19 protein-coding genes are annotated in these 21580 nt (G+C 39.1%); all 19 read left to right on the forward strand.

Going from position 1 to position 21580, the window contains the following annotated elements; all coding sequences use genetic code 11:
* Positions 1-114: 114 nt before the first annotated feature.
* The 19 genes from rpsB to ribF all read left to right on the forward strand — a co-directional run bounded on the left by rpsB (position 115) and on the right by ribF (position 21521).
* Positions 115-843: a 30S ribosomal protein S2 gene (gene rpsB / locus L2716_RS05275; RefSeq protein ID WP_236332467.1), complete on the forward strand. Its 729-nt coding sequence runs from the start codon at positions 115-117 to the stop codon at positions 841-843.
* A 276-nt stretch (positions 844-1119) separates the two neighbouring features.
* A complete protein-coding gene (gene tsf, locus L2716_RS05280; protein WP_236332469.1) occupies positions 1120-2004 on the forward strand; it encodes a translation elongation factor Ts in 885 nt (294 codons plus the stop codon).
* Positions 2005-2186: 182 nt separating this feature from the next.
* Complete coding sequence (pyrH, locus tag L2716_RS05285) at positions 2187-2909, forward strand: UMP kinase (RefSeq protein WP_236332470.1); 723 nt, start codon at positions 2187-2189, stop codon at positions 2907-2909.
* Between the two features lies 1 nt (position 2910).
* Entirely contained in the window at positions 2911-3468 is a 558-nt protein-coding gene (frr, locus tag L2716_RS05290) for a ribosome recycling factor (protein WP_236332472.1), read from the forward strand.
* A gap of 221 nt (positions 3469-3689) precedes the next feature.
* On the forward strand, positions 3690-4457 hold the full coding sequence (gene uppS / locus L2716_RS05295; RefSeq protein WP_236332474.1) for an undecaprenyl pyrophosphate synthase: 768 nt from the start codon (positions 3690-3692) through the stop codon (positions 4455-4457).
* Positions 4458-4472: 15 nt separating this feature from the next.
* Positions 4473-5270, forward strand: a complete 798-nt coding sequence (locus L2716_RS05300) for a phosphatidate cytidylyltransferase (protein ID WP_236332476.1) — start codon at positions 4473-4475, stop codon at positions 5268-5270.
* An 18-nt stretch (positions 5271-5288) separates the two neighbouring features.
* A complete protein-coding gene (locus L2716_RS05305) occupies positions 5289-6437 on the forward strand; it encodes a 1-deoxy-D-xylulose-5-phosphate reductoisomerase (RefSeq protein WP_236332478.1) in 1149 nt (382 codons plus the stop codon).
* A 14-nt stretch (positions 6438-6451) separates the two neighbouring features.
* Entirely contained in the window at positions 6452-7711 is a 1260-nt protein-coding gene (gene rseP / locus L2716_RS05310; RefSeq protein ID WP_236332479.1) for an RIP metalloprotease RseP, read from the forward strand.
* A 442-nt stretch (positions 7712-8153) separates the two neighbouring features.
* Positions 8154-9863, forward strand: a complete 1710-nt coding sequence (locus L2716_RS05315) for a proline--tRNA ligase (RefSeq protein WP_236332481.1) — start codon at positions 8154-8156, stop codon at positions 9861-9863.
* 103 nt (positions 9864-9966) lie between these two features.
* Entirely contained in the window at positions 9967-14262 is a 4296-nt protein-coding gene (locus L2716_RS05320; RefSeq protein WP_236332484.1) for a PolC-type DNA polymerase III, read from the forward strand.
* Between the two features lie 212 nt (positions 14263-14474).
* Positions 14475-14945 carry a ribosome maturation factor RimP gene (gene rimP / locus L2716_RS05325; RefSeq protein ID WP_236332486.1) on the forward strand — a complete coding sequence of 157 codons (471 nt, stop codon included), beginning with the start codon at positions 14475-14477 and terminating at the stop codon, positions 14943-14945.
* Between the two features lie 17 nt (positions 14946-14962).
* On the forward strand, positions 14963-16063 hold the full coding sequence (nusA, locus tag L2716_RS05330; RefSeq protein ID WP_236332488.1) for a transcription termination factor NusA: 1101 nt from the start codon (positions 14963-14965) through the stop codon (positions 16061-16063).
* 15 nt (positions 16064-16078) lie between these two features.
* Entirely contained in the window at positions 16079-16351 is a 273-nt protein-coding gene (rnpM, locus tag L2716_RS05335) for an RNase P modulator RnpM (protein WP_236332490.1), read from the forward strand.
* Positions 16352-16654, forward strand: a complete 303-nt coding sequence (locus L2716_RS05340) for a YlxQ family RNA-binding protein (protein WP_236332492.1) — start codon at positions 16352-16354, stop codon at positions 16652-16654.
* 16 nt (positions 16655-16670) lie between these two features.
* Positions 16671-18869 (forward strand): translation initiation factor IF-2, encoded by a 2199-nt coding sequence (gene infB, locus L2716_RS05345; RefSeq protein WP_236332494.1) that lies wholly within the window; start codon positions 16671-16673, stop codon positions 18867-18869.
* Positions 18866-19144, forward strand: coding sequence for a DUF503 domain-containing protein (locus L2716_RS05350; RefSeq protein WP_236332497.1), 279 nt, complete (start codon positions 18866-18868; stop codon positions 19142-19144). Before infB ends, L2716_RS05350 begins: the two co-directional genes overlap by 4 nt.
* 79 nt (positions 19145-19223) lie before the next feature.
* Positions 19224-19574 (forward strand): 30S ribosome-binding factor RbfA, encoded by a 351-nt coding sequence (gene rbfA / locus L2716_RS05355; RefSeq protein WP_236332499.1) that lies wholly within the window; start codon positions 19224-19226, stop codon positions 19572-19574.
* 69 nt (positions 19575-19643) lie between these two features.
* Positions 19644-20558: a tRNA pseudouridine(55) synthase TruB gene (truB, locus tag L2716_RS05360; RefSeq protein WP_236332502.1), complete on the forward strand. Its 915-nt coding sequence runs from the start codon at positions 19644-19646 to the stop codon at positions 20556-20558.
* Between the two features lie 18 nt (positions 20559-20576).
* Positions 20577-21521: a bifunctional riboflavin kinase/FAD synthetase gene (gene ribF, locus L2716_RS05365; RefSeq protein WP_268963946.1), complete on the forward strand. Its 945-nt coding sequence runs from the start codon at positions 20577-20579 to the stop codon at positions 21519-21521.
* Positions 21522-21580 lie beyond the last annotated feature (59 nt).

The following is a 21580-nucleotide window of genomic DNA, read 5'->3' on the forward strand; positions in this document are numbered from 1 at the left end:
TATTAACCACACTACACACGTTCGTGGATTTTAGTGCGGGTGCTATTATGGTCAACATTATAGTCGTACTTGATGTGAAGCGGACGGAGGAAAAAACCACAGGAGGTGCCTATCATGGCAGTAATTTCAATGAAGCAATTGCTAGAAGCTGGTGTTCACTTCGGTCATCAAACACGCCGTTGGAACCCAAAGATGGCACGTTACATCTTCACGGAGCGTAACGGCATCTACATTATCGACCTTCAAAAGACAGTTAAGAAGGTTGAAGAAGCGTATAACTATATGCGCGATATCGCAGCTGACGGAGGAAAAATCCTTTTCGTTGGAACTAAAAAACAAGCTCAAGAGTCTGTTAAAGACGAAGCTATCCGAGCTGGTCAATACTACATCAACCAACGTTGGTTGGGTGGTACTTTAACAAACTTTGACACGATCCGTAAGCGTATTAGACGTTTGAAGGATCTTGAGAAAATGCAAGAAGATGGAACGTTCGATGTCCTTCCTAAGAAAGAAGTAATCCTTCTTAAAAAGGAAATGGACCGTCTTGAGAAATTCCTAGGCGGAATTAAAGATATGAACGGTATTCCTGATGTTCTTTTCGTAATTGATCCTCGTAAAGAGCGAATTGCAATTGCAGAAGCACGTAAGTTGAACATCCCAATCGTTGCGATCGTCGACACAAACTGTGACCCAGATGAAATCGATGTAGTTATTCCAGGTAACGATGATGCAATCCGTGCTGTTAAACTCTTGACTTCTAAAATGGCTGATGCAGTTGTAGAAGCTAATCAAGGAAATGCTGAAGAGGCTGCTTCTACTGAAGAGGAAGAAGTAAAAGCTTAAATGAATGCTCATTAAGGGTGATAGAGGGGAACTTACCCTTTATCACCTTTTTTAAGAGAGAAAGTTCAATTTCGTTAAGATGATACTTAATTGAATCTACTATTAGTGGATCAAAGTTAACATTTAAGCAATTGTACTTTAATTTAAGACTATTTTGATGACTTTTGGCAGAGTTAGATTGAAGTGAAATTCACGACACTCCTGCGGATTGCCCGAGGAAAGGGAATGGATTTCGTGAAATCAACAAAGCTACATATTCTAAAGGAGGAATTACGAATGGCAGTTACAGCTCAAATGGTAAAAGAACTTCGTGAAAAAACTGGCGCAGGTATGATGGATTGTAAGAAAGCACTTACTGAAAATGATGGAGATATGGACAAAGCAATTGATTGGCTACGCGAAAAAGGAATTTCTAAAGCAGCAAAGAAAGCAGACCGTATTGCTGCTGAAGGTCTTACTCACATAGAAACAAAAGGAAACGAAGCTGTAATCGTTGAAGTTAACTCTGAGACAGACTTTGTTGCAAAGAATGATTCATTCAAGAACTTGATTGCAGAAATTGCAAAACATCTTCTTGAAACAAAGCCAGCTTCAGCTGAAGATGCACTTAAACAAACGATGACAGGACAAAGCATTCCTGTAGAAGAATATATTAACAATGCGATCGCTAAGATTGGAGAGAAGATTTCTCTTCGTCGTTTCTCAATCCTAGAAAAAGAAGACCAAGATGCATTTGGTGCTTACCTTCATATGGGTGGACGAATTGGCGTGCTTTCTGTAATTGGCGGATCTACAGATGAGGAACTAGCTAAGGATGTTTCTATGCACGTTGCTGCCGTTAACCCTAGATATATCAACCGTGATCAAGTGTCAGAAGAAGAAGTAGCTCGTGAGAAAGAAGTATTGACTCAACAAGCTCTTAACGAAGGTAAACCGGAGAAGATTGTTGAAAAAATGGTAACTGGACGTATCAATAAATATTTTGAAGAAATTTGCTTAGTAGATCAAGGATTCGTAAAGGATCCAGATCAAAAAGTAGGTAAGTATGTTGAAAGCAAAGGCGGAACAGTTAAAGGATTTGTCCGCTATGAAGTCGGCGAAGGCATGGAAAAGCGCGAAGAAAACTTTGCGGATGAAGTAATGTCACAAGTTAAGAAATAATTCATTATTTCTTTCGTACATCTACTGTAAAAAGGGGACACAAGTATGTGTTCCCTCTTTTCAAAAAGTAAGAAGTGGAAATTATTTTCATTTGTAATGTTAAGCTTCAACGTCCAAAGATGGAGGGGCGCTGTCGCTTTTTATGGCACACCTAATCGAGGAATCGCTGACGGAGGGAAAAAATGACTACGCCTAAATATAATAGAGTTGTGTTAAAACTGAGCGGAGAAGCACTATCAGGAAGTATCGGATACGGGATTGACCCGGCGATCATTCAATCCATTGCAAAGCAAGTGAAAGAACTAGTTGAAATGGATGTTGAGGTAGCAGTTGTCGTCGGTGGAGGTAATATTTGGAGAGGTAAAGCTGGAAGTGAAATGGGGATGGACAGAGCTACTGCAGACTATATGGGTATGCTAGCTACTGTTATGAATTCACTTGCTCTTCAAGATAGTTTAGAAAATATTGAAGTTCAGTCACGTGTCCAAACTTCTATTGAAATGCGTCAAGTTGCTGAACCATACATTCGTAGGAAAGCAATTAGACATCTAGAGAAAAAGCGCGTTGTCATATTTGCAGCTGGAACAGGAAATCCTTACTTTTCAACAGACACTACTGCAGCATTACGTGCAGCAGAGATCGAAGCTGAAGTCATCTTGATGGCGAAGAATAATGTAGACGGAGTCTATACAGCAGACCCTAAAACGGATGAAACAGCCAAGAAATATAATAGTCTATCTTATCTAGAAGTATTAAAAGAAGGATTAGCTGTTATGGATTCAACTGCATCATCCTTATGTATGGATAATGACATTCCGCTAATTGTGTTCTCTATCATGGAAGAAGGAAATATTAAACGCGTCATTCAAGGTGAAAATATCGGAACATTAGTGAGGGGGAAATAACATGCCAAAAACAATCATTCAACAAGCAGAAGAAAAAATGACGAAAGCAGTTAGTGCTTACAAAAGAGAGCTAGGGACGCTTAGGGCTGGTAGAGCTAATCCATCTTTATTAGATCGAGTAACAGTTGATTATTATGGTGCACCTACTCCGTTGAATCAAATGGCTGGCATCTCTGTACCCGAAGCAAGATTATTGTTAATCCAACCTTATGATAAATCGATCATTGGAGATATTGAAAAGGCTATTCAAAAAGCTGAGCTTGGTTTAACACCTTCTAATGATGGTGATGTCATCCGTATTTCTATTCCGGCTTTGACAGAAGAGCGTCGTAAAGAGCTTGTCAAACTCGTTAAGAAATATACAGAAGAAGGAAAAGTGGCTGTGAGAAATATTCGCAGAGATGCAAATGATGATTTAAAGAAGCTCGAAAAGAATGGCGAAATGACAGAAGATGAATTACGTCGTTATAATGACGAAGTTCAAAAGCTAACAGATCGCTTTGTTGGAGAAATTGATTCAATCGCTGCAGACAAAGAAAAAGAAATCATGGAAGTATAACGAGATTCAAGTTAAAATAAGATAAGAAAAAGACCCTCTTTTTCATAGAGGGTTTTTTTCGCACATAAGGGTTAGCTATGTAGGTTATTATTTACATATGGATCACATTGATTGGCTCATTTCAAGGTTCGTTTACATACGAAATATCATTGTATATATATAGGTAATAAATTGGACAAATCTATTTATAGGTTTGACTCATTCTCTCTGGGGGAGACTATATGCTGAATAAGCTTACGAATTTAACAAAATTGAATAAAAACTCAACTGAAGAAGTTCAATTAGACTTGAGCCGTGTCCCTAATCATGTAGCGGTGATTATGGATGGTAACGGTAGGTGGGCAAAGAAGAGAGGATTACCACGGATTGCAGGACATCGAGAAGGTATGAAAGTCGTTCGTAAGGTTGTCAAACGAGCAAACCAAATAGGGGTTAAGGCTTTAACGATGTATGCATTTTCAACAGAGAATTGGAAACGACCTAAACCTGAAGTTGAATTTATTATGAAGTTACCTGAGCAATTTTTATTAACTTATTTACCAGAATTAATTGAAGAAAACGTTCAGGTGCGCATTATGGGTGAGAAAGAAGGGATTCCTTCCTACACACTGAAAGCTGTTCACGAAGCGGTAGAGAGAACGAAGATGAACAATGGTTTAATATTAAATTTTGCATTAAATTATGGAAGTAGATATGAAATTACACAAGCGGTCAAACGACTGTCCTCAGACATTGAACAAGGTAAGTTTACTTCAGAGGAAGTAGATGAACAAAAGCTAGGCTCTTATATGATGTCAAATGAAATAGGTGACCCTGAATTATTGATTCGTACGAGTGGTGAACTTCGCTTAAGCAATTTTATGCTATGGCAGCTTGCTTACACGGAATTGTGGTTCACAGACATTTACTGGCCAGATTTTAAGGAAACTGATCTTGATCAAGCGATATACGATTATCAAAATAGAGGCAGAAGGTTTGGTGGGGTGTAACCCTAGGAGGCTCATATGAAAGTTCGTATTATTACTGGAGTCCTTGCAGCACTAATATTCTTACCGATTGTTTTCATTGGTGGGGTATGGTTCTATAGTATTATGGCATTGTTAGCTGCAATCGGATTGAAAGAGTTACTTAGAATGAAGGACATCCATATCAAGCAAGTTCCGGGATTAATTTCACTAGCTATGGTGATTGTTCTTGTAATTCCGAAGGATTTTTTTGATCTTTCATTTGATCTAAGTACAATTAAGATTAACACAATTATTATAGGGCTATTTGCATTGCTCACATGGACTGTCATTACAAAGAATCAATTTACGTTTGAGGATACGAGTTTTGTAATATTATCAAGTCTATACGTAGGAATTGGATTTCTCTATTTTAATGAAACGAGAGCACTTGAAAACGGCGTGAGTAGTTTGTTTTTCGTTTTATTTATCGTATGGGCAACGGACTCAGGAGCGTATTTCTTTGGAAAATCGTTTGGCAAGCGTAAATTGTGGCCAGTGATCAGCCCAAATAAAACTATAGAAGGCTCTATCGGTGGTTTGGTGTCAGGAATCTTACTAGCCGTTATATTTCAAAGCTTCTTTCCGATATACTCAACTTTCATTATTGCTGTTGTAGCAGCAATTGTTATTGGTATATTCGGTCAAATTGGTGATTTAGTGGAATCTGCCTTCAAAAGACATTATGAAGTAAAAGATTCTGGCACGATTTTACCTGGTCATGGTGGGATTTTGGATCGTTTTGATAGTATTTTGTTTGTACTACCGATCTTGCATCTCGTTCAATTGTTGGCATAGCGTCGTTGGGAGGAGAATATGAAGTATATTAGTGTGCTCGGTGCGACTGGTTCGATTGGAACACAAACATTTGAAGTGGTCCGTTCACATCCAGAGGAATTTAGAATCACTTCTTTTTCTTTCGGTTCAAACATCCGAATTGGGAAAGAATTAATAGAAGAGTTTCAACCAAAATTTGTATCTGTTGCTACAAAGGAAACTGCAGAAGAATTAAAAAGGACTATCCAACACCCATGTCTCGTATACTATGGGGAAGAAGGGTTACTAGAGGTCGCCTCAGACCCTGACTCCACTATTCTCGTCAATGCAGTGATGGGTAGCATCGGACTGATTCCTACATTAGCCGCAATTGATGAAGGGAAAACAATTGCACTCGCAAATAAAGAAACGTTAGTTACCGCGGGTCACATCGTTATGGACCGTGCACGACGTAATCAAGTGGATATCCTACCTGTAGACAGCGAACATTCTGCAATTTACCAATGTCTCAACGGTGAGAAGAAAGAAGAAATGTCGAAAATGATCTTAACTGCTTCAGGGGGCAGTTTCCGTGATAAAAGTAGACAAGACTTACAGGGGGTAACGGTAAAAGAGGCATTAAATCATCCTAATTGGTCTATGGGATCTAAAATTACGATAGACTCAGCAACAATGATGAATAAAGGGCTTGAGGTCATTGAGGCTCATTGGTTCTTTGACACTCCTTATGATGATATTGAGGTCGTTCTCCATCGAGAAAGTGTGATACATTCAATGGTAGAATTTTTGGATGGGAGTATAATCGCTCATTTAGGCACACCTGATATGAAGGTACCTATTCAATATGCTTTGACTCATCCTGAACGTCTTGATGTTCAAGGTGGGAAAAGGTTAAACTTAGTAGATATTGGTACTTTGCACTTTGAAAAAATGGATACAAAAAGGTTCCCGTGCCTTGCGTATGCTTTTGAAGCAGGGAGAACCGGTGGTACAATGCCGACTGTATTAAATGCTGCCAATGAGGCAGCTGTAGATGCATTCTTAAAGGGAATGATTTCATTCCTTGAAATTGAAAAGTGTATAGAGAGCGCTATGAATCGTCATGAAGTGATTAGAAAGCCTTCACTTGATGAGATTTATGAAGTAGATCGAACAACACGTCATTTTGTACAAACACTTAATGTGTAAAGGTGGTCACGTAAATGAACACAATTATTTCAATTATTATCATCTTCGGAGCGTTAGTATTTTTCCATGAACTTGGACATTTACTACTTGCTAAACGCGCAGGTATCCTCTGTCGCGAATTTGCAATTGGCTTCGGTCCGAAAATTTTCTCATCTAAGAAAGGTGAGACGCTGTATACGATTCGTCTTTTACCATTAGGTGGATTTGTTCGCATGGCAGGTGAAGATCCAGAAGGTATTGAATTAAAGCCAGGTGCGCAAGTTGGATTGCTCTTTAATGAAGAGGGTAAAGTCACGCGCATTATCGCAAATCAACTCTCTAGATATCCTGATGCTAAAGTTGTTACGGTTGAGAAAGCGGACTTAGAACGTGATTTAGTTATTAAGGGACATGTTAATGATGAGTTGACTGAATCCTTTTCAATTCATCCAGAAGCTGAATATGTTCAAGATGGAATGCCAATGCAGATTGCACCATACAACCGACAGTTTGGTTCTAAATCTCTTTGGGACAGATTCTTAGCGATCTTTGCAGGACCATTTATGAATTTCTTACTCGCATTTGTATTGTTGACTGTTTATGCTCTAACACAGGGTATTCCGGTCGATCAAGCTGAGTTAGGTAAGCTTGATCCAAAAGGAGCAGCACAACAAGCTGGCTTGGAAGAAGGAGACCAAGTACTCTCAGTTGACGGTGAAGCGGTCAACACTTGGAGAGAACTTGTTACAGTCATTCAAAAAAATCCTAATGAAGAGCTGCAATTTACAATACAACGAGAAGGAAGTACACAGAACGTAACGGTAAAACCTGAAGAAAGAGAAGGTCAGGATGGAAAAGCAGAAGGATTTATTGGTGTGTATATGCCGACTGAAGTCTCTGTCCTAGGTTCTCTTGGTTATGGAGTTGAAAAGACTGGCGATCTCACGATGGCCATCATTCAAGCGCTAGGACAGCTTGTTACAGGTCAGATTGCATTCGATAACTTATCTGGTCCAGTAGGTATTTATAATTATACGGGGCAAGTTGCGGATGAGGGTGTATTCGTACTGTTACAATGGGCTGCATTCTTAAGTATTAACTTAGGGATCTTCAATTTATTGCCTTTACCAGCGTTGGATGGTGGACGATTAACTTTCTTAGCAATCGAAGGGATTCGAGGAAAGCCTCTTGACCCGCAAAAAGAAGGATTGGTTCACTTTATTGGATTTGCATTGTTAATGCTGTTAATGATTGTTGTAACATGGAATGATATTCACAAGTTCTTCATTAATTGACTCGATCCTCAAAAGGGCTGCCAGATTAGTTAATACCAAGAGAAATGGAAAACGTTACCCCATCAAAAATTGTTGTTGATTTCAACGAAATTCACGACACTCCTGCGGGAATAGCGAGCCAGGCGAGACCCCGCAGCAAACATTAACTTCTGGTATCTGCTGTGAGCGAGGAGGCTTGCGGTTCGCCCGTGGAAAGGGAGTGAATTTCGAAGAAATCAATATCTTTATTTAATAAAGGGCTGCCAGAAGTTCAGTTTTCACTGGACTTTCTGGACAGCCCTTTTTGATGATAGATTTTGGTAAACATTCTTTTCTGCACAAAACGGTTGATTTTTCCTCGTTCTACCTTTTAAATTAAAGAGAGCAGTGTTTGGATTTAGAAAAGATACATATTTAGAGTACGTGCTTAACAATTAGATTTCTATATGAAGAAGGTGCCATAATGAGACAAAGTAATTTATATATTCCTACATTAAGAGAAGTTCCAGCTGATGCTGAAGCAAAAAGTCATCAATTACTAGTAAGAGCAGGTTTTATTCGTCAAAGTGTATCAGGTGTTTATTCGTTTCTACCATTAGGACGTAAAGTATTAAAGAAAGTTGAGTCTATTATCCGTGAAGAGATGGACGAGATTGGTTCACAAGAAGTGCTAATGCCTGCTCTTCAACCATCTGAATTATGGGAAGAGTCAGGTAGATGGCAAACCTATGGCCCAGAGTTGATGAGACTGAATGATCGTCATGACCGGACATTTGCTCTTGGAGCAACCCATGAAGAACTAATAACAAGCCTTGTTCGAGATGAAGTAAAATCATATAAACGACTTCCGATGGTTATGTATCAAATCCAAGCGAAATTCAGAGATGAAAAGAGACCTAGATTCGGTTTGTTGAGAGGTAGAGAATTCATCATGAAGGACGCATACACCTTTGATATGGATTATGAAGGATTAGATGAAAATTATGATAAAATTTTCAACGCTTACAAAAAAATCTTTGAACGCTGCAACTTGAATTTCAGAGCGGTCATTGCGGATTCTGGAGCAATGGGTGGAAAGGATACGCATGAGTTTATGGTCCTTGCTGATATCGGAGAAGATACAATAGCGTATTCTAACGAATCAGATTTTGCGGCTAATATTGAAATGGCTCCTGTCAACATCCGGTATAATAAGAAAGAAGAAGCATCTCGTGATCTCAAAAAAGTTGAGACGGTTGATCAGAAAACGATACAAGATGTTTCAGATTACCTAAACGTTTCAACATCAGATTGTATAAAGGCTATCCTATGGATGGTAGACGAAAAGCCAGTACTCGTATTAGCTCGTGGTGATCATGAAATTAATGACATTAAGGTGAAAAACGTTTTGGATGCAGAAGTTGTTGAGCTTGCTTCTGAAGAGCAAACAAAACATTACCTCGGTTGTGAAACAGGTTATCTCGGTCCGATCGGTATATCATCTGATGTTCAGATCATTGCAGATCACGCAGTAGCATCAATTGTAAATGGTGTTTGTGGTGCAAACGAACGAGATACACATTATCAATATGTTAATCCTGAAAGGGATTTTGAAGTCGATCTGTACGAAGATCTACGGTTCATCCAAGAAGGAGATCCATCTCCAGATGGCAAAGGCACGATTACATTCGCAAAAGGTATCGAGGTTGGTCATGTCTTTAAACTCGGAACGAAATATAGTGAGTCATTAGGTGCGAACATTCTTGATCAGAACGGAAAGTCAACACCAATAATTATGGGTTCTTACGGAATTGGGGTTTCTCGAACGATGGCTGCTGTTGTCGAGCAGATGCATGACGATAACGGAATTGTTTGGCCAACTTCACTTTCGCCATTTGATGCTCATGTCATTTGTGTCAATCCGAAGAATGATGCGCAGTCTGAACTAGGTGAACGACTATATAAAAAGTTGAAAGAGAAACGTTTCGATGTTTTATATGATGACCGCAAAGAAAGAGCGGGCGTAAAGTTTACAGACGCAGATTTGATCGGTGTCCCTGTTCAAATAATCATTGGTAAACGTGCTGATGAAGGCATAGTTGAAGTAAAAGACCGTAGAACGAGTGAGAAACAGGAAATGGCTATTTCTGAAATAGAAGCTTATATCGAACAATATTATTCGAATGAACGATAAACACTTTACTGGGACTGACCACGAGAACTAATGAGTCAGTCCCTTGAGTTTGATTAGAAGCCCACTCGGTCACTTGAACAGTTTGAAAGGAGTACTGCACAAAATGGATGATATTGAAGTACGGAAACAACGGCTTTCTTTATTGCTTGATCAAGTTGGCTTCCCAGAAGAGAAAAAGTCCCTCTTTGATGAGGGCTATCTTCAGAAGCTATCGATCAAAAAAGAACAAAAACGTTGGTTATTCCATATTAACTTAAAGAAACCCCTACCTTATAATGAATATCAGCTCTTTATCACAATGCTAAAAAAAGCTTTTCATGCGATTGCGGATGCGCAGTGTATCATACACTGTGAACAAAAAGACGTCTCTGGTGATCTCTTTAATGATTACTGGGGATTATGTATAGAGGAAATGCAGGCTCAATCTCTGCCTGTTCTTGATATATTAAGTGCGAAGAAACCTGAAATTAACGGAAACAAGGTGACTGTAAAGGTATCCAATGATGCGCAGGCCATGCTCTTCACTCGGAAAATTGCACCATCTTTAGGCATCGCCTTTGAGAAGTATGGCTTTCCTCCTTTCCTGTTTGAAGCAAAGGTCGAACAAAATGAAGAGGATTATCAAAGGTTTCTAGAACAAAGGGAACAAGAAGATAAAACAAAAGTAATGGCTGCTTTAATGGAAAAGGAAAAAGCAGAGAAAAAGCTCGAAAACGGGGTTCGTGATGAGAAGCTCAAAATTGGATACGGCATTAAGGATGAGCCCGTCCAAATACAGTCAATCATTGATGAAGAAAGAAAAATTACGCTACAGGGTTATGTGTTTGATGCAGAAACGAGGGAGCTGAGAAGTGGAAGAACACTCCTTACCTTCAAAATTACAGACTATACAGATTCAATCCTTATCAAGATGTTTTCACGTGATAAAGAAGATGTTCCTAAGTTACAGGCTTTAAAGAAAGGCATGTGGGTTAAAGTTCGTGGTGGCATACAAAATGATACGTTTGTACGTGACCTTGTCATGATCGCAAATGATGTAGAAGAGCTGCAACCACAATTACGAACAGATGATGCTCCTGAAGATGAGAAGAGAGTAGAGCTGCACCTCCACACACCTATGAGTCAAATGGATGCAGTTTCTTCAACAGGTTCACTCGTAGAACAAGCTGCAAAGTGGGGACATCCTGCAGTTGCAATTACCGACCATGGAGTTGTTCAGTCCTATCCTGAAGCCTATTCTGCAGGTAAGAAACATGGGATTAAAATACTTTACGGCATTGAAGCTAATTTGGTCGATGATGGTGTTCCAATTGCTTATAACGATCAAGACCGGCTTTTAGAGGATGAAACATATATCGTTTTTGACGTAGAGACTACAGGATTATCTGCTGTCTATAACAAAATAATCGAACTCGCTGCGGTCAAAATAAAAGGCGGGGAGATCATTGACCGGTTCGAAGCCTTTGCAAACCCGCATCATCCATTATCTGCTACCACAATTGATTTGACTGGGATCACAGATGATATGGTGGAGAATGCTCCTGAAATTGAAGACGTCTTAAAAGACTTTAACTCTTTTATTGGTGATGGCATCCTAGTTGCACATAATGCCAGTTTTGACATGGGCTTTCTAAACGTTGGATTTCGAAAGGCTGGAATTGGTGAGGCCGTTAATCCAGTAATTGACACACTTGAATTGGGTCGTTTTTTATATCCAGAATTCAAAAATCACCGACTTAACACTTTGTGTAAGAAATTTGATATTGATTTAACTCAGCATCATAGAGCGATTTATGATGCCGAGGCAACAGGATATTTGTTATTAAAAATGCTTAAAGATAGTTTAGAAAAAGGGATCACCAACCATAACGAATTTAATGATCATATGGGTGAAACTGGATTTGAACGAACGAGACCTTCACACTGTATCTTATTGGCACAAAATCAAGCAGGGTTAAAAAACATTTATAAACTTGTTACAGAGTCACATTTGAATTACTTCTATCGAACGCCGCGAATACCACGGTCTAAATTGAAAAAGCATCGAGATGGTATATTGATTGGTTCTGGTTGTGACAAAGGAGAAGTTTTTGAAGGTATGATGCAAAAATCTCCTGAAGAAGTAGAAGAAATCGCCAAGTTTTACGACTATCTAGAAGTACAACCTCTTGGAAACTATGCACATTTAATTGAAAGAGAACTCGTACAAAATGAGCTCGCATTGAAAGAGATCGTAACGAACATTGTGAAGCTAGGAGAAAAGTTAGATAAACCAGTAGTTGCAACTGGTAATGTTCATTATTTGAATGAAACGGATAAGATCTATCGGAAAATTCTTATAGGTAGCCAAGGTAATGCGAATCCCTTAAACCGTCAAAAGCATCCCAATGTACATTTCAGAACGACAAATGAAATGCTAGCCGAGTTCGACTTCCTGGGAGAAGACGTTGCGAAGCAAATCGTAGTAAAATCTCCTCAACAAATAGCAAATCAAATTGAGGTAGTAAAGCCTATTCCTGATGATTTATATACACCTAAAATTGAAGGTGCTGATGATGAAGTTAGGAATATGAGTTATGATATGGCGCGCAGTATATATGGTGATGATCTTCCACAGTTAGTTGAAGATCGACTTGAAAAAGAATTGAAGAGTATTATCGGGCATGGATTTGCGGTCATTTATCTCATCTCTCATAAACTTGTAAAGAAATCTCTTAATGACGGTTACTTAGTAGGTTCACGTGGATCAGTAGGATCTTCTTTCGTAGCCACAATGACAGAAATTACAGAAGTAAATCCATTGCCACCACACTATGTTTGTCCAACATGTAAAGAATCGATCTTTTTTGATGATGGGTCAGTAGGTTCTGGGTTTGATCTGCCTGATAAAGAATGCGAGAAGTGTGGGGTAGAATATACGAAAGATGGACATGATATCCCGTTTGAGACTTTCCTAGGTTTTAAGGGTGATAAAGTACCCGATATAGATTTGAACTTCTCAGGGGAATATCAACCACGTGCGCATAACTATACGAAAGAACTGTTTGGAGAAGATTACGTATATAGAGCGGGGACTATCGGGACGGTAGCAGAAAAAACGGCCTATGGGTTCGTAAAAGGATATGCTTCGGATTACGACCTGCATTATCGTTCTGCAGAAATCGACCGACTTGTCAGCGGTTGTACGGGAGTTAAACGAACGACAGGACAACATCCAGGTGGAATTATCGTTGTACCAGATTACATGGACATCTTTGACTTTTGTCCGATCCAGTTCCCAGCAGATGATAAGAAATCAGAGTGGAAAACGACTCACTTTGATTTCCATTCAATACATGACAATCTATTAAAGTTGGATATTCTAGGACACGATGACCCTACTGTAATTAGAATGCTACAAGATTTGAGTGGCATCGATCCCAAAACGATCCCAACGGACGATACAGAAGTGATGAAGTTGTTTAGTGGGACCGAGTCCTTAGGTGTTTCTGAAGAGCAAATCCTTTGCAAAACAGGGACATATGGAATACCGGAATTTGGTACCCGATTCGTGAGACAGATGCTTGAGGATACGAAGCCGAGTACATTTTCTGAGTTAGTGCAAATATCAGGTCTATCACATGGTACGGACGTTTGGCTAAACAACGCGAATGAATTAATTGCAAATGGTACATGCGTCCTGAAAGATGTAATTGGTTGTCGTGATGATATTATGGTGTATTTAATCTACAAAGGTCTTGAACCCTCTCTTGCGTTTAAAATCATGGAGTTCGTTCGTAAAGGTAAAGGTTTACAAGACGAGTGGATCGACGAAATGAAGAAGCACAACGTTCCGGATTGGTATATAGAATCGTGTAAGAAGATTAAATATATGTTCCCTAAAGCCCATGCTGCAGCCTATGTATTAATGGCAGTACGCATCGCCTATTTCAAAGTACATCACCCGATTTTGTTTTACGCAGCATACTTTACCGTAAGGGCTGATGATTTCGATCTTGAAAGTATGGTCAGAGGATCAACATCCATTAAAAACCGCATTGATGAAATCAATCAAAAAGGACTAGACGCTTCACCTAAAGAGAAAAGTTTAATGACGGTGTTAGAATTAGCCCTTGAAATGTGTGAGCGAGGATTCGGATTTAATAAAGTAGATTTATACCGCTCCTCTGCTTCTGAATTCATTGTTGATGGTGATCAATTGATCCCGCCATTTAATGCAATCCCGGGATTAGGAACAAATGCGGCTATTAACATAGTCAAAGCTCGAGAAAATGGTGAGTTCCTATCTAAAGAAGATCTTCAGCAAAGAAGTAAAATCTCAAAGACGGTTCTACAATACCTGGATGACCAAGGATGCTTAGAAGGTCTGCCAGATGCAAACCAACTCTCTCTGTTCTAGAACGAGGGTCAGTTGCAATGGTAATCATGTTTATGGTATATTGAAATTGGAAATACTAGTGAATAGGTCGTCGCGGAAGGAGTGGGTGCCAACCCACTCTTTCGTTTATGTTTGATTACTTTTTACTAGCGGCCGTCAACGATGTCGTTATCATTATGCATTTCAAACGATTGAGTCGTACTACATAGCAATGAGATGAAGGAGGACCATTCATGAGCCAAAAGGTGACAGAAATCACTGAAGAACTTGTTACACCTATCCTAGACTCCATGGACCTTGAACTAGTAGATGTTGAATTTGTTAAGGAAGGTAAGAACTGGTTTCTCAGGGTATATATCGACAGTGACGAAGGTGTCGATATTGAAGAATGCGGGAAAGTTAGTGAACAACTTAGTGAAGAGTTAGATCGAATCGATCCTATTTCACAAGCATACTTCCTTGAAGTGTCTTCACCAGGAGTGGAACGACCTTTAAAGAAAGAAGCAGACTTTCATAAAGCAATCGAGAAAAATGTATTTGTCAAAACGTATGAACAAATTGAAGGTCAAAAGGAATTTGAAGGTACACTTAAGTCCTTTAATGGTTCTGAATTGACAATTGAGACTAAGGTTAAAACTAGAGCAAAATTAATTGAAATACCGTATGAAAAGGTAGCAAGTGCTCGCATAGCGGTATCATTTTAACTAAGGGGGAGAGACGAATGAGCGATTTAATGGATGCGTTAACAGTCCTTGAGAAAGAAAAAGGAATTAGTAAGGAAGTCATCGTAGAAGCGATTGAAGCCGCACTTATTTCCGCATATAAACGGAATTTTCATCAGGCTCAAAACGTCCGTGTGGATTTTAATCAGGATACTGGAAACGTTAAAGTATTTGCAAGGAAAAATGTTGTCGACGATATAGAAGACAGCCGCCTAGAGATTTCTGTAGATCAGGCTAAAGAACTTAGCCCACAATATGAAGCGGGAGATGTCGTTGAATTAGAAGTTACACCTAGGGATTTTGGGCGTATAGCAGCTCAAACGGCTAAACAAGTCGTTACGCAAAGAGTCCGTGAAGCAGAGCGAGGGATTATTTACTCTGAATTCATTGACCGTGAAGAAGATATTATAACTGGTGTCGTCCAAAGACAAGATCACCGGTTTATTTATGTGGACCTTGGAAGAGTAGAAGCTTTACTACCTACTACAGAACAAATACAATCCGAAACTTATAAAACAAATGATCGTATTAAAGTTTTCATTACTAAAGTAGAGAAGACGACTAAAGGTCCACAAATAATGGTGTCTAGAACTCACCCTGGATTGTTGAAAAGATTATTTGAATTAGAAGTTCCTGAAATTTACGATGGAACAGTTGAAATCAAATCTATTTCTCGTGAAGCAGGAGATCGTTCGAAAATATCCGTTCATGCTGAAGATCCAGAAGTAGATCCAGTTGGTTCATGTGTTGGACCTCGAGGACAAAGGGTTCAAACAATTGTGAATGAACTTCATGGTGAGAAGATTGACATTGTCAGATGGTCAAACGACCCTGTAGAATATGTTGCCAATTCTTTAAGTCCTTCCAAAGTACTTGAAGTTCAAGTAAATGAAGAAGAAAAGATGACACGTGTTATTGTCCCAGATTATCAGTTGTCTCTTGCTATAGGTAAACGCGGTCAAAATGCTAGATTAGCTGCTAAATTGACTGGTTGGAAAATTGACATTAAAAGTGAATCAGAAGCGACTGAACAAGGATTGTATGATCCAAATGGGCAATCCGATGAGGCTGATGCTTTTGAGGATGAACTGGAAGATTAAAAGGAGAGAGAAACAATGAAGAAGCGGAAAATACCGATGCGAAAATGTATAGCTTGTCAGGAAAACAAGCCGAAGAAAGAACTGATTCGTGTCGTCCGTACTCCAGATGGAGAAGTTTCAATCGACCTTACTGGTAAAAAATCTGGTAGAGGAGCATATATTTGCGACCAAATCTCTTGCTTTGAATTAGCTCAGAAGAAGAAAGCTTTACAAAATCAATTGAGCACACAAATTTCAGAGACTGTATATGAAACTTTGCAAAGTCAAGTTAAAGGAAAGAGTGAGTGAATGCAATCACCTTGGTTTTCCTTAATCGGATTAGCGAATCGCGCGGGAAAATGTGTTTCAGGAGAAGAACTCGTTCTGAAGGAAATTAGAAGCCAGCGTGCTAAAGCGATTTTGCTTGCAGATGATGCATCCGCCAATACTAGAAAGAAGCTAATCGATAAGAGTACTTATTATAAGATACCTTACTATATCGTTCCTGACAGAGTAGAGTTAGGAAATGCAATTGGGAAAGAACAACGGGTGACCGTTGCTGTGATCGATAATGGATTTGCCAAAAAATTAAAAACCTATTTCGATCAATAATTTTGGGGGTGACCAAATGAGTAAGATGCGCGTATACGAATATGCAAAAAAACATAACGTACAAAGCAAAGATGTAATTCAAAAATTAAAAACAATGAATGTAGAGGTATCCAATCACATGTCAACAATCGAAGATTCCACAGTGAACCAATTGGATGCTGCATTCCAACCTAAGCAAGCACAAAACAACCAAAAGCCATCAAGTACATCTAATAATCAACAAGATCGTCCAAAAGGAACTAAGCCGACTAACCAATCTAATAAGCAGAATTCGAACAATCAGAACAAAGGTCCTAACAATAATCAAAGTAAAGGCCCTAACAACAATCAAGGAAAGAATTTCGGTAATCGAAGAAACAACCAAGGAAATCGTGGTAACAATCGACCTCAACGTGGTAAAGGAAAGAACAACCAAGCTACGCAGCAACAACCACCACGTCGTGAGCAGCCAAAACCGAAGATGCCAGAGAAAATTACTTTTGAAGGTTCACTGACAGTAGGTGAAATGGCTAAGAAGTTGCATATAGAAGGTTCAGAGATCATTAAAAAGTTAATGGGTCTTGGAATTATGGCAACGATTAATCAAGAGTTGGATAAAGAGGCAATTGAACTCGTTGCAGCTGATTTCAATGTGGAAGTTGAAGAAGAAATAGTAATTGACGAAACAAACTTTGAAGAAAATGAGATTGAAGAAGACGAGTCTAAACTTGCCATTCGTCCTCCAGTTGTAACGATCATGGGTCACGTAGACCATGGTAAAACAACCTTACTTGATTCAATCAGGAAGACAAAAGTAGCAGCTGGCGAAGCTGGTGGGATTACACAACATATTGGTGCATATCAAATTAAAGAAAATAACAAGCCGATTACGTTCTTAGATACACCAGGTCACGCGGCTTTCACAACGATGCGTGCCCGTGGTGCTCAAGTAACTGACATCACAATTTTGGTTGTTGCAGCAGATGACGGAGTTATGCCTCAGACTGTTGAAGCAATCAACCATGCAAAGGCTGCTGGTGTCCCGATAATTGTTGCAGTAAACAAGATTGATAAAGAAGGTGCAAACCCAGATCGTGTCATGCAAGAACTAACTGAACACGAACTTATTCCAGAAGACTGGGGCGGGGAAACAATCTTTGTTAAACTTTCTGCGATCAGTGGAGAAGGAATTGATGAACTGCTTGAAATGATCCTTCTTGTTGCAGAGATGGAAGAACATAAATCAAATCCAGATCGTTTTGCAAATGGTACGGTTATTGAAGCTGAACTTGATAAAGGCCGTGGACCAGTAGCAACTCTCCTTGTACAAGGAGGAACACTTGAAGTAAGTGACCCGATCGTTGTTGGTAATACTTACGGTCGTGTGCGTGCAATGGTGAATGATTTAGGTCGTCGAGTGAAAGTAGCTGGACCTTCAACACCAGTTGAAATTACTGGTTTGAATGATGTTCCGAAAGCTGGAGATCAGTTCAGAGTTTATAAGGATGAAAAGAAAGCACGTTCTATTGGTGAAGCACGTGCTAAGCGTCAAATTGAACAACAGCGAAAAGAATCTTCAAAACTTAACTTGGACGATCTATTCGATCAAATTAAGGAAGGTGACATTAAGGAAATCAATGTCATCTTGAAAGCGGACGTGCAAGGATCTCTTGAAGCGCTTGCTGGTTCATTGAAAAAAATTGAAGTAGCCGGTGTTAAGGTTAAAATCATTCATACGGGTGTAGGTGCAATTGCAGAATCTGATATCATCTTAGCTTCTGCTTCAAATGCAATTATCATCGGATTTAATGTACGTCCAGATAGTAATGCGAAACGCACAGCTGAAGCTGAAAAGGTAGACATTCGTCTTCACAGAATTATTTATAACGTAATTGATGAAATCGAATCAGCAATGAAAGGAATGCTTGATCCCGTTTATCAAGAGAAAGTCATTGGTCAAGTTGAGGTTCGAACTACATTTAAAGTATCTAAAGTTGGAACAATTGCTGGTTGTTACGTTACTGAAGGGAAAATCACACGCGACTCTGGCGTTCGATTAATTCGTGACGGAATCGTAATCTTTGAAGGTCAAGTAGATACGCTTAAACGCTTCAAGGACGACGTGAAAGAGGTTGCGACTAACTACGAATGTGGTATTACACTTGAAAAGTATAACGACATTAAAGAAGGCGACATCATCGAATCATATGTTATGGAAGAAGTTGCGCCGAAATGATTGGGAGTTTAAAGTGTGAGTGTCATATTTATGACACTCACTCTTTAAAAGAAAAAAGGTCGGTTGTCAAGAAGGTGATTCAAAGACTGAAACAACGATTTAACGTTGCAGTTGCAGAAACAGATCACCATGACTTGTGGCAACGATTTGAAATTGGTATTGTTACAATATCAAAGGATAAGCAAATGGTGGAAAAAGAGTTACAAAAAGTATTAGAATCCTTTGATCAGTATGAAGAATTTCAAGTAACTTCTTACCAAATGGAAATACTGTAATATAAGTCGGAGATAAATTAAATTACACCTAAGGACCAACGTATTTTCTTGGTCTTCATAAAGAAATGAGGTGCTTTGTATGAGTAATGTACGTGCAAATCGCGTAGCAGAGCAAATGAAAAAGGAACTAGGGGAAATCATTGGACAAAAGATCAAAGATCCAAGAGTAGGTTTCGTAACGGTAACCGCTGTTGAAGTAACAGGTGACTTACAGCAAGCTACCATTTTTATATCAGTCTTTGGAGACGATGATGAGAAAGCAAACACACTAGCTGGATTAGCAAAAGCTACAGGATTTATTCGTTCAGAAATTGGCAAACGAATTCGCCTGAGAAAAACACCTGAAATTTTGTTCCAATTTGATCACTCGATTGAATACGGGAACAGAATTGAAACCCTACTCGGTGAAATAAACGACAATAGGGAATAATCGAAAAGGGAAAGGGGGCAACCCTTTCCCTTTTACTACTTAAATGTTTTGTTTGAGGATGTGTGTAAGATGAAAGAAGATGGAATCCTTCCATTACATAAGCCTAGAGGCATGACCTCTCATGACTGTGTTGCGAAACTGAGAAAATTACTCCGTACGAAACGTGTAGGACATACTGGCACACTTGACCCAGCGGTCACTGGCGTGTTACCTATTTGTGTGAATCGTGCTACTAAAGTTGCCGAATATATGAGTGCGTACAATAAGACATACGAAGCAACCATTTCGATTGGTACCTCAACTACTACTGAGGATCAGACGGGTGAAGTGGTTGAACAGCAAAACCCTGGTAACATTGCGCTCGCTGATGTCCAGAAAGTTCTAGAATCATTTGTCGGTGAAATTGAACAAACACCACCTATGTTTTCAGCAGTAAAAGTAAAAGGTAAGAGACTATATGAATATGCTCGTGAAGGAATAACGATAGAACGACCATCAAGGAAAGTTATGATTCATTCTATAGAACTTTTATCTGATCCTGAGTACAATTCTACGAATCATGTAGATTTCTCTATTCGGGTAACTTGTAGCAAAGGTACTTATATTCGAACTTTAGCAGTTGATATAGGAAAATCACTTGGAAAGCCGGCACACATGTCAAACTTAACGAGGACAAAATCCGGTCCTTTTTCACTTGAAGATTCCTTCACGTTTGAAGAAATTGAGCAACATCTCAATGATGAAAAACCCGCTGAGGAATTATTTCTGCCGATTGAGCAGGCGTTATCTATATTCCCAGCAGTAACAGTCACATCAGAAGTAGAACAAAAGATACTAAATGGTGCTGTAATAGAAGAGACGAAAGAACTTTCCAATCCCAGGTCTGCAGTTTATAATGAACGTGGAGAGTGTCTAGCTATTTACGTTCGACATCCGAATCGCCCAGGGTGGGTCAAACCTGAAAAGGTGATTAAAATTCATTAAAGAACTTAGGTGGTAAATTTGAAAATATATAGGATTGACCACACACAAATATATAACAATAAGTCTGTTCATCCGGCTGCTATGGCAATCGGTTACTTTGATGGTATTCATATGGGACATAAGAAGGTTATTTGTACTGCAAAAAGCATTGCTGACGAACAGGGATTAGAATCTGCTGTGATGACATTTGATCCTCATCCATCTGTTGTTCTTGGAAGAGAGCGGGTAGAGAAAGCACATATCACACCTATGGAAGACAAGGTTCAAGTCATTGAATCGTTGGGAATAGATCGACTGTACATTGTAACTTTTAATAAAGGATTTGCCTCATTAACACCTCAACAATTTGTTGATCAGTTCATCATCGGTTTTAATATTAAACACGTTGTAGCTGGGTTTGATTTTTCATTTGGGAAAAAAGGTGAAGGCACAATGGAAACACTCCCTTTCCATTCCAGAGGCCAATTTAAACATACAGTGATCAACAAAGTATCGATAGAAGGTCAAAAAGTTAGCTCTACATTAATCAGGACACTTATTGAAAATGGACAGGTCCAGGATATTCCAACATTCTTAGGCAGACATTATCAAGTAGGCGGACGTGTTATTCACGGAGATAATCGAGGACATACAATCGGTTTTCCTACTGCAAACATTCATCTTGAAAATACATACATGATTCCACAAGTAGGCGTGTATGCAGTTAAAATGAATGTTAACGGCGAATGGTACGATGGTGTATGTAACGTTGGATACAAACCTACATTTAAAGATGACAAGCCAGATCAGCCTGGTATTGAAGTCCATCTGTTTGAATTTGATGCTGAAATTTATGGTGAGTATGTCTTTGTGAAATGGTGTAATCGTATTAGGGGTGAGAAAAAATTCTCCTCCATAGAAGAACTGAAAGCACAAATAGCTGAAGATGTTTCCACAGCTAAACAGATTCTACAACATTCATAGAAACTATGAGTTGCATTTCGTATCGAAAAGCTGTATTCTATTAATTGTACTAAAAGTAC

It is taken from the genome of Pseudalkalibacillus berkeleyi (genome assembly GCF_021608225.1).
GTDB lineage: Bacteria > Bacillota > Bacilli > Bacillales > Fictibacillaceae > Pseudalkalibacillus > Pseudalkalibacillus berkeleyi.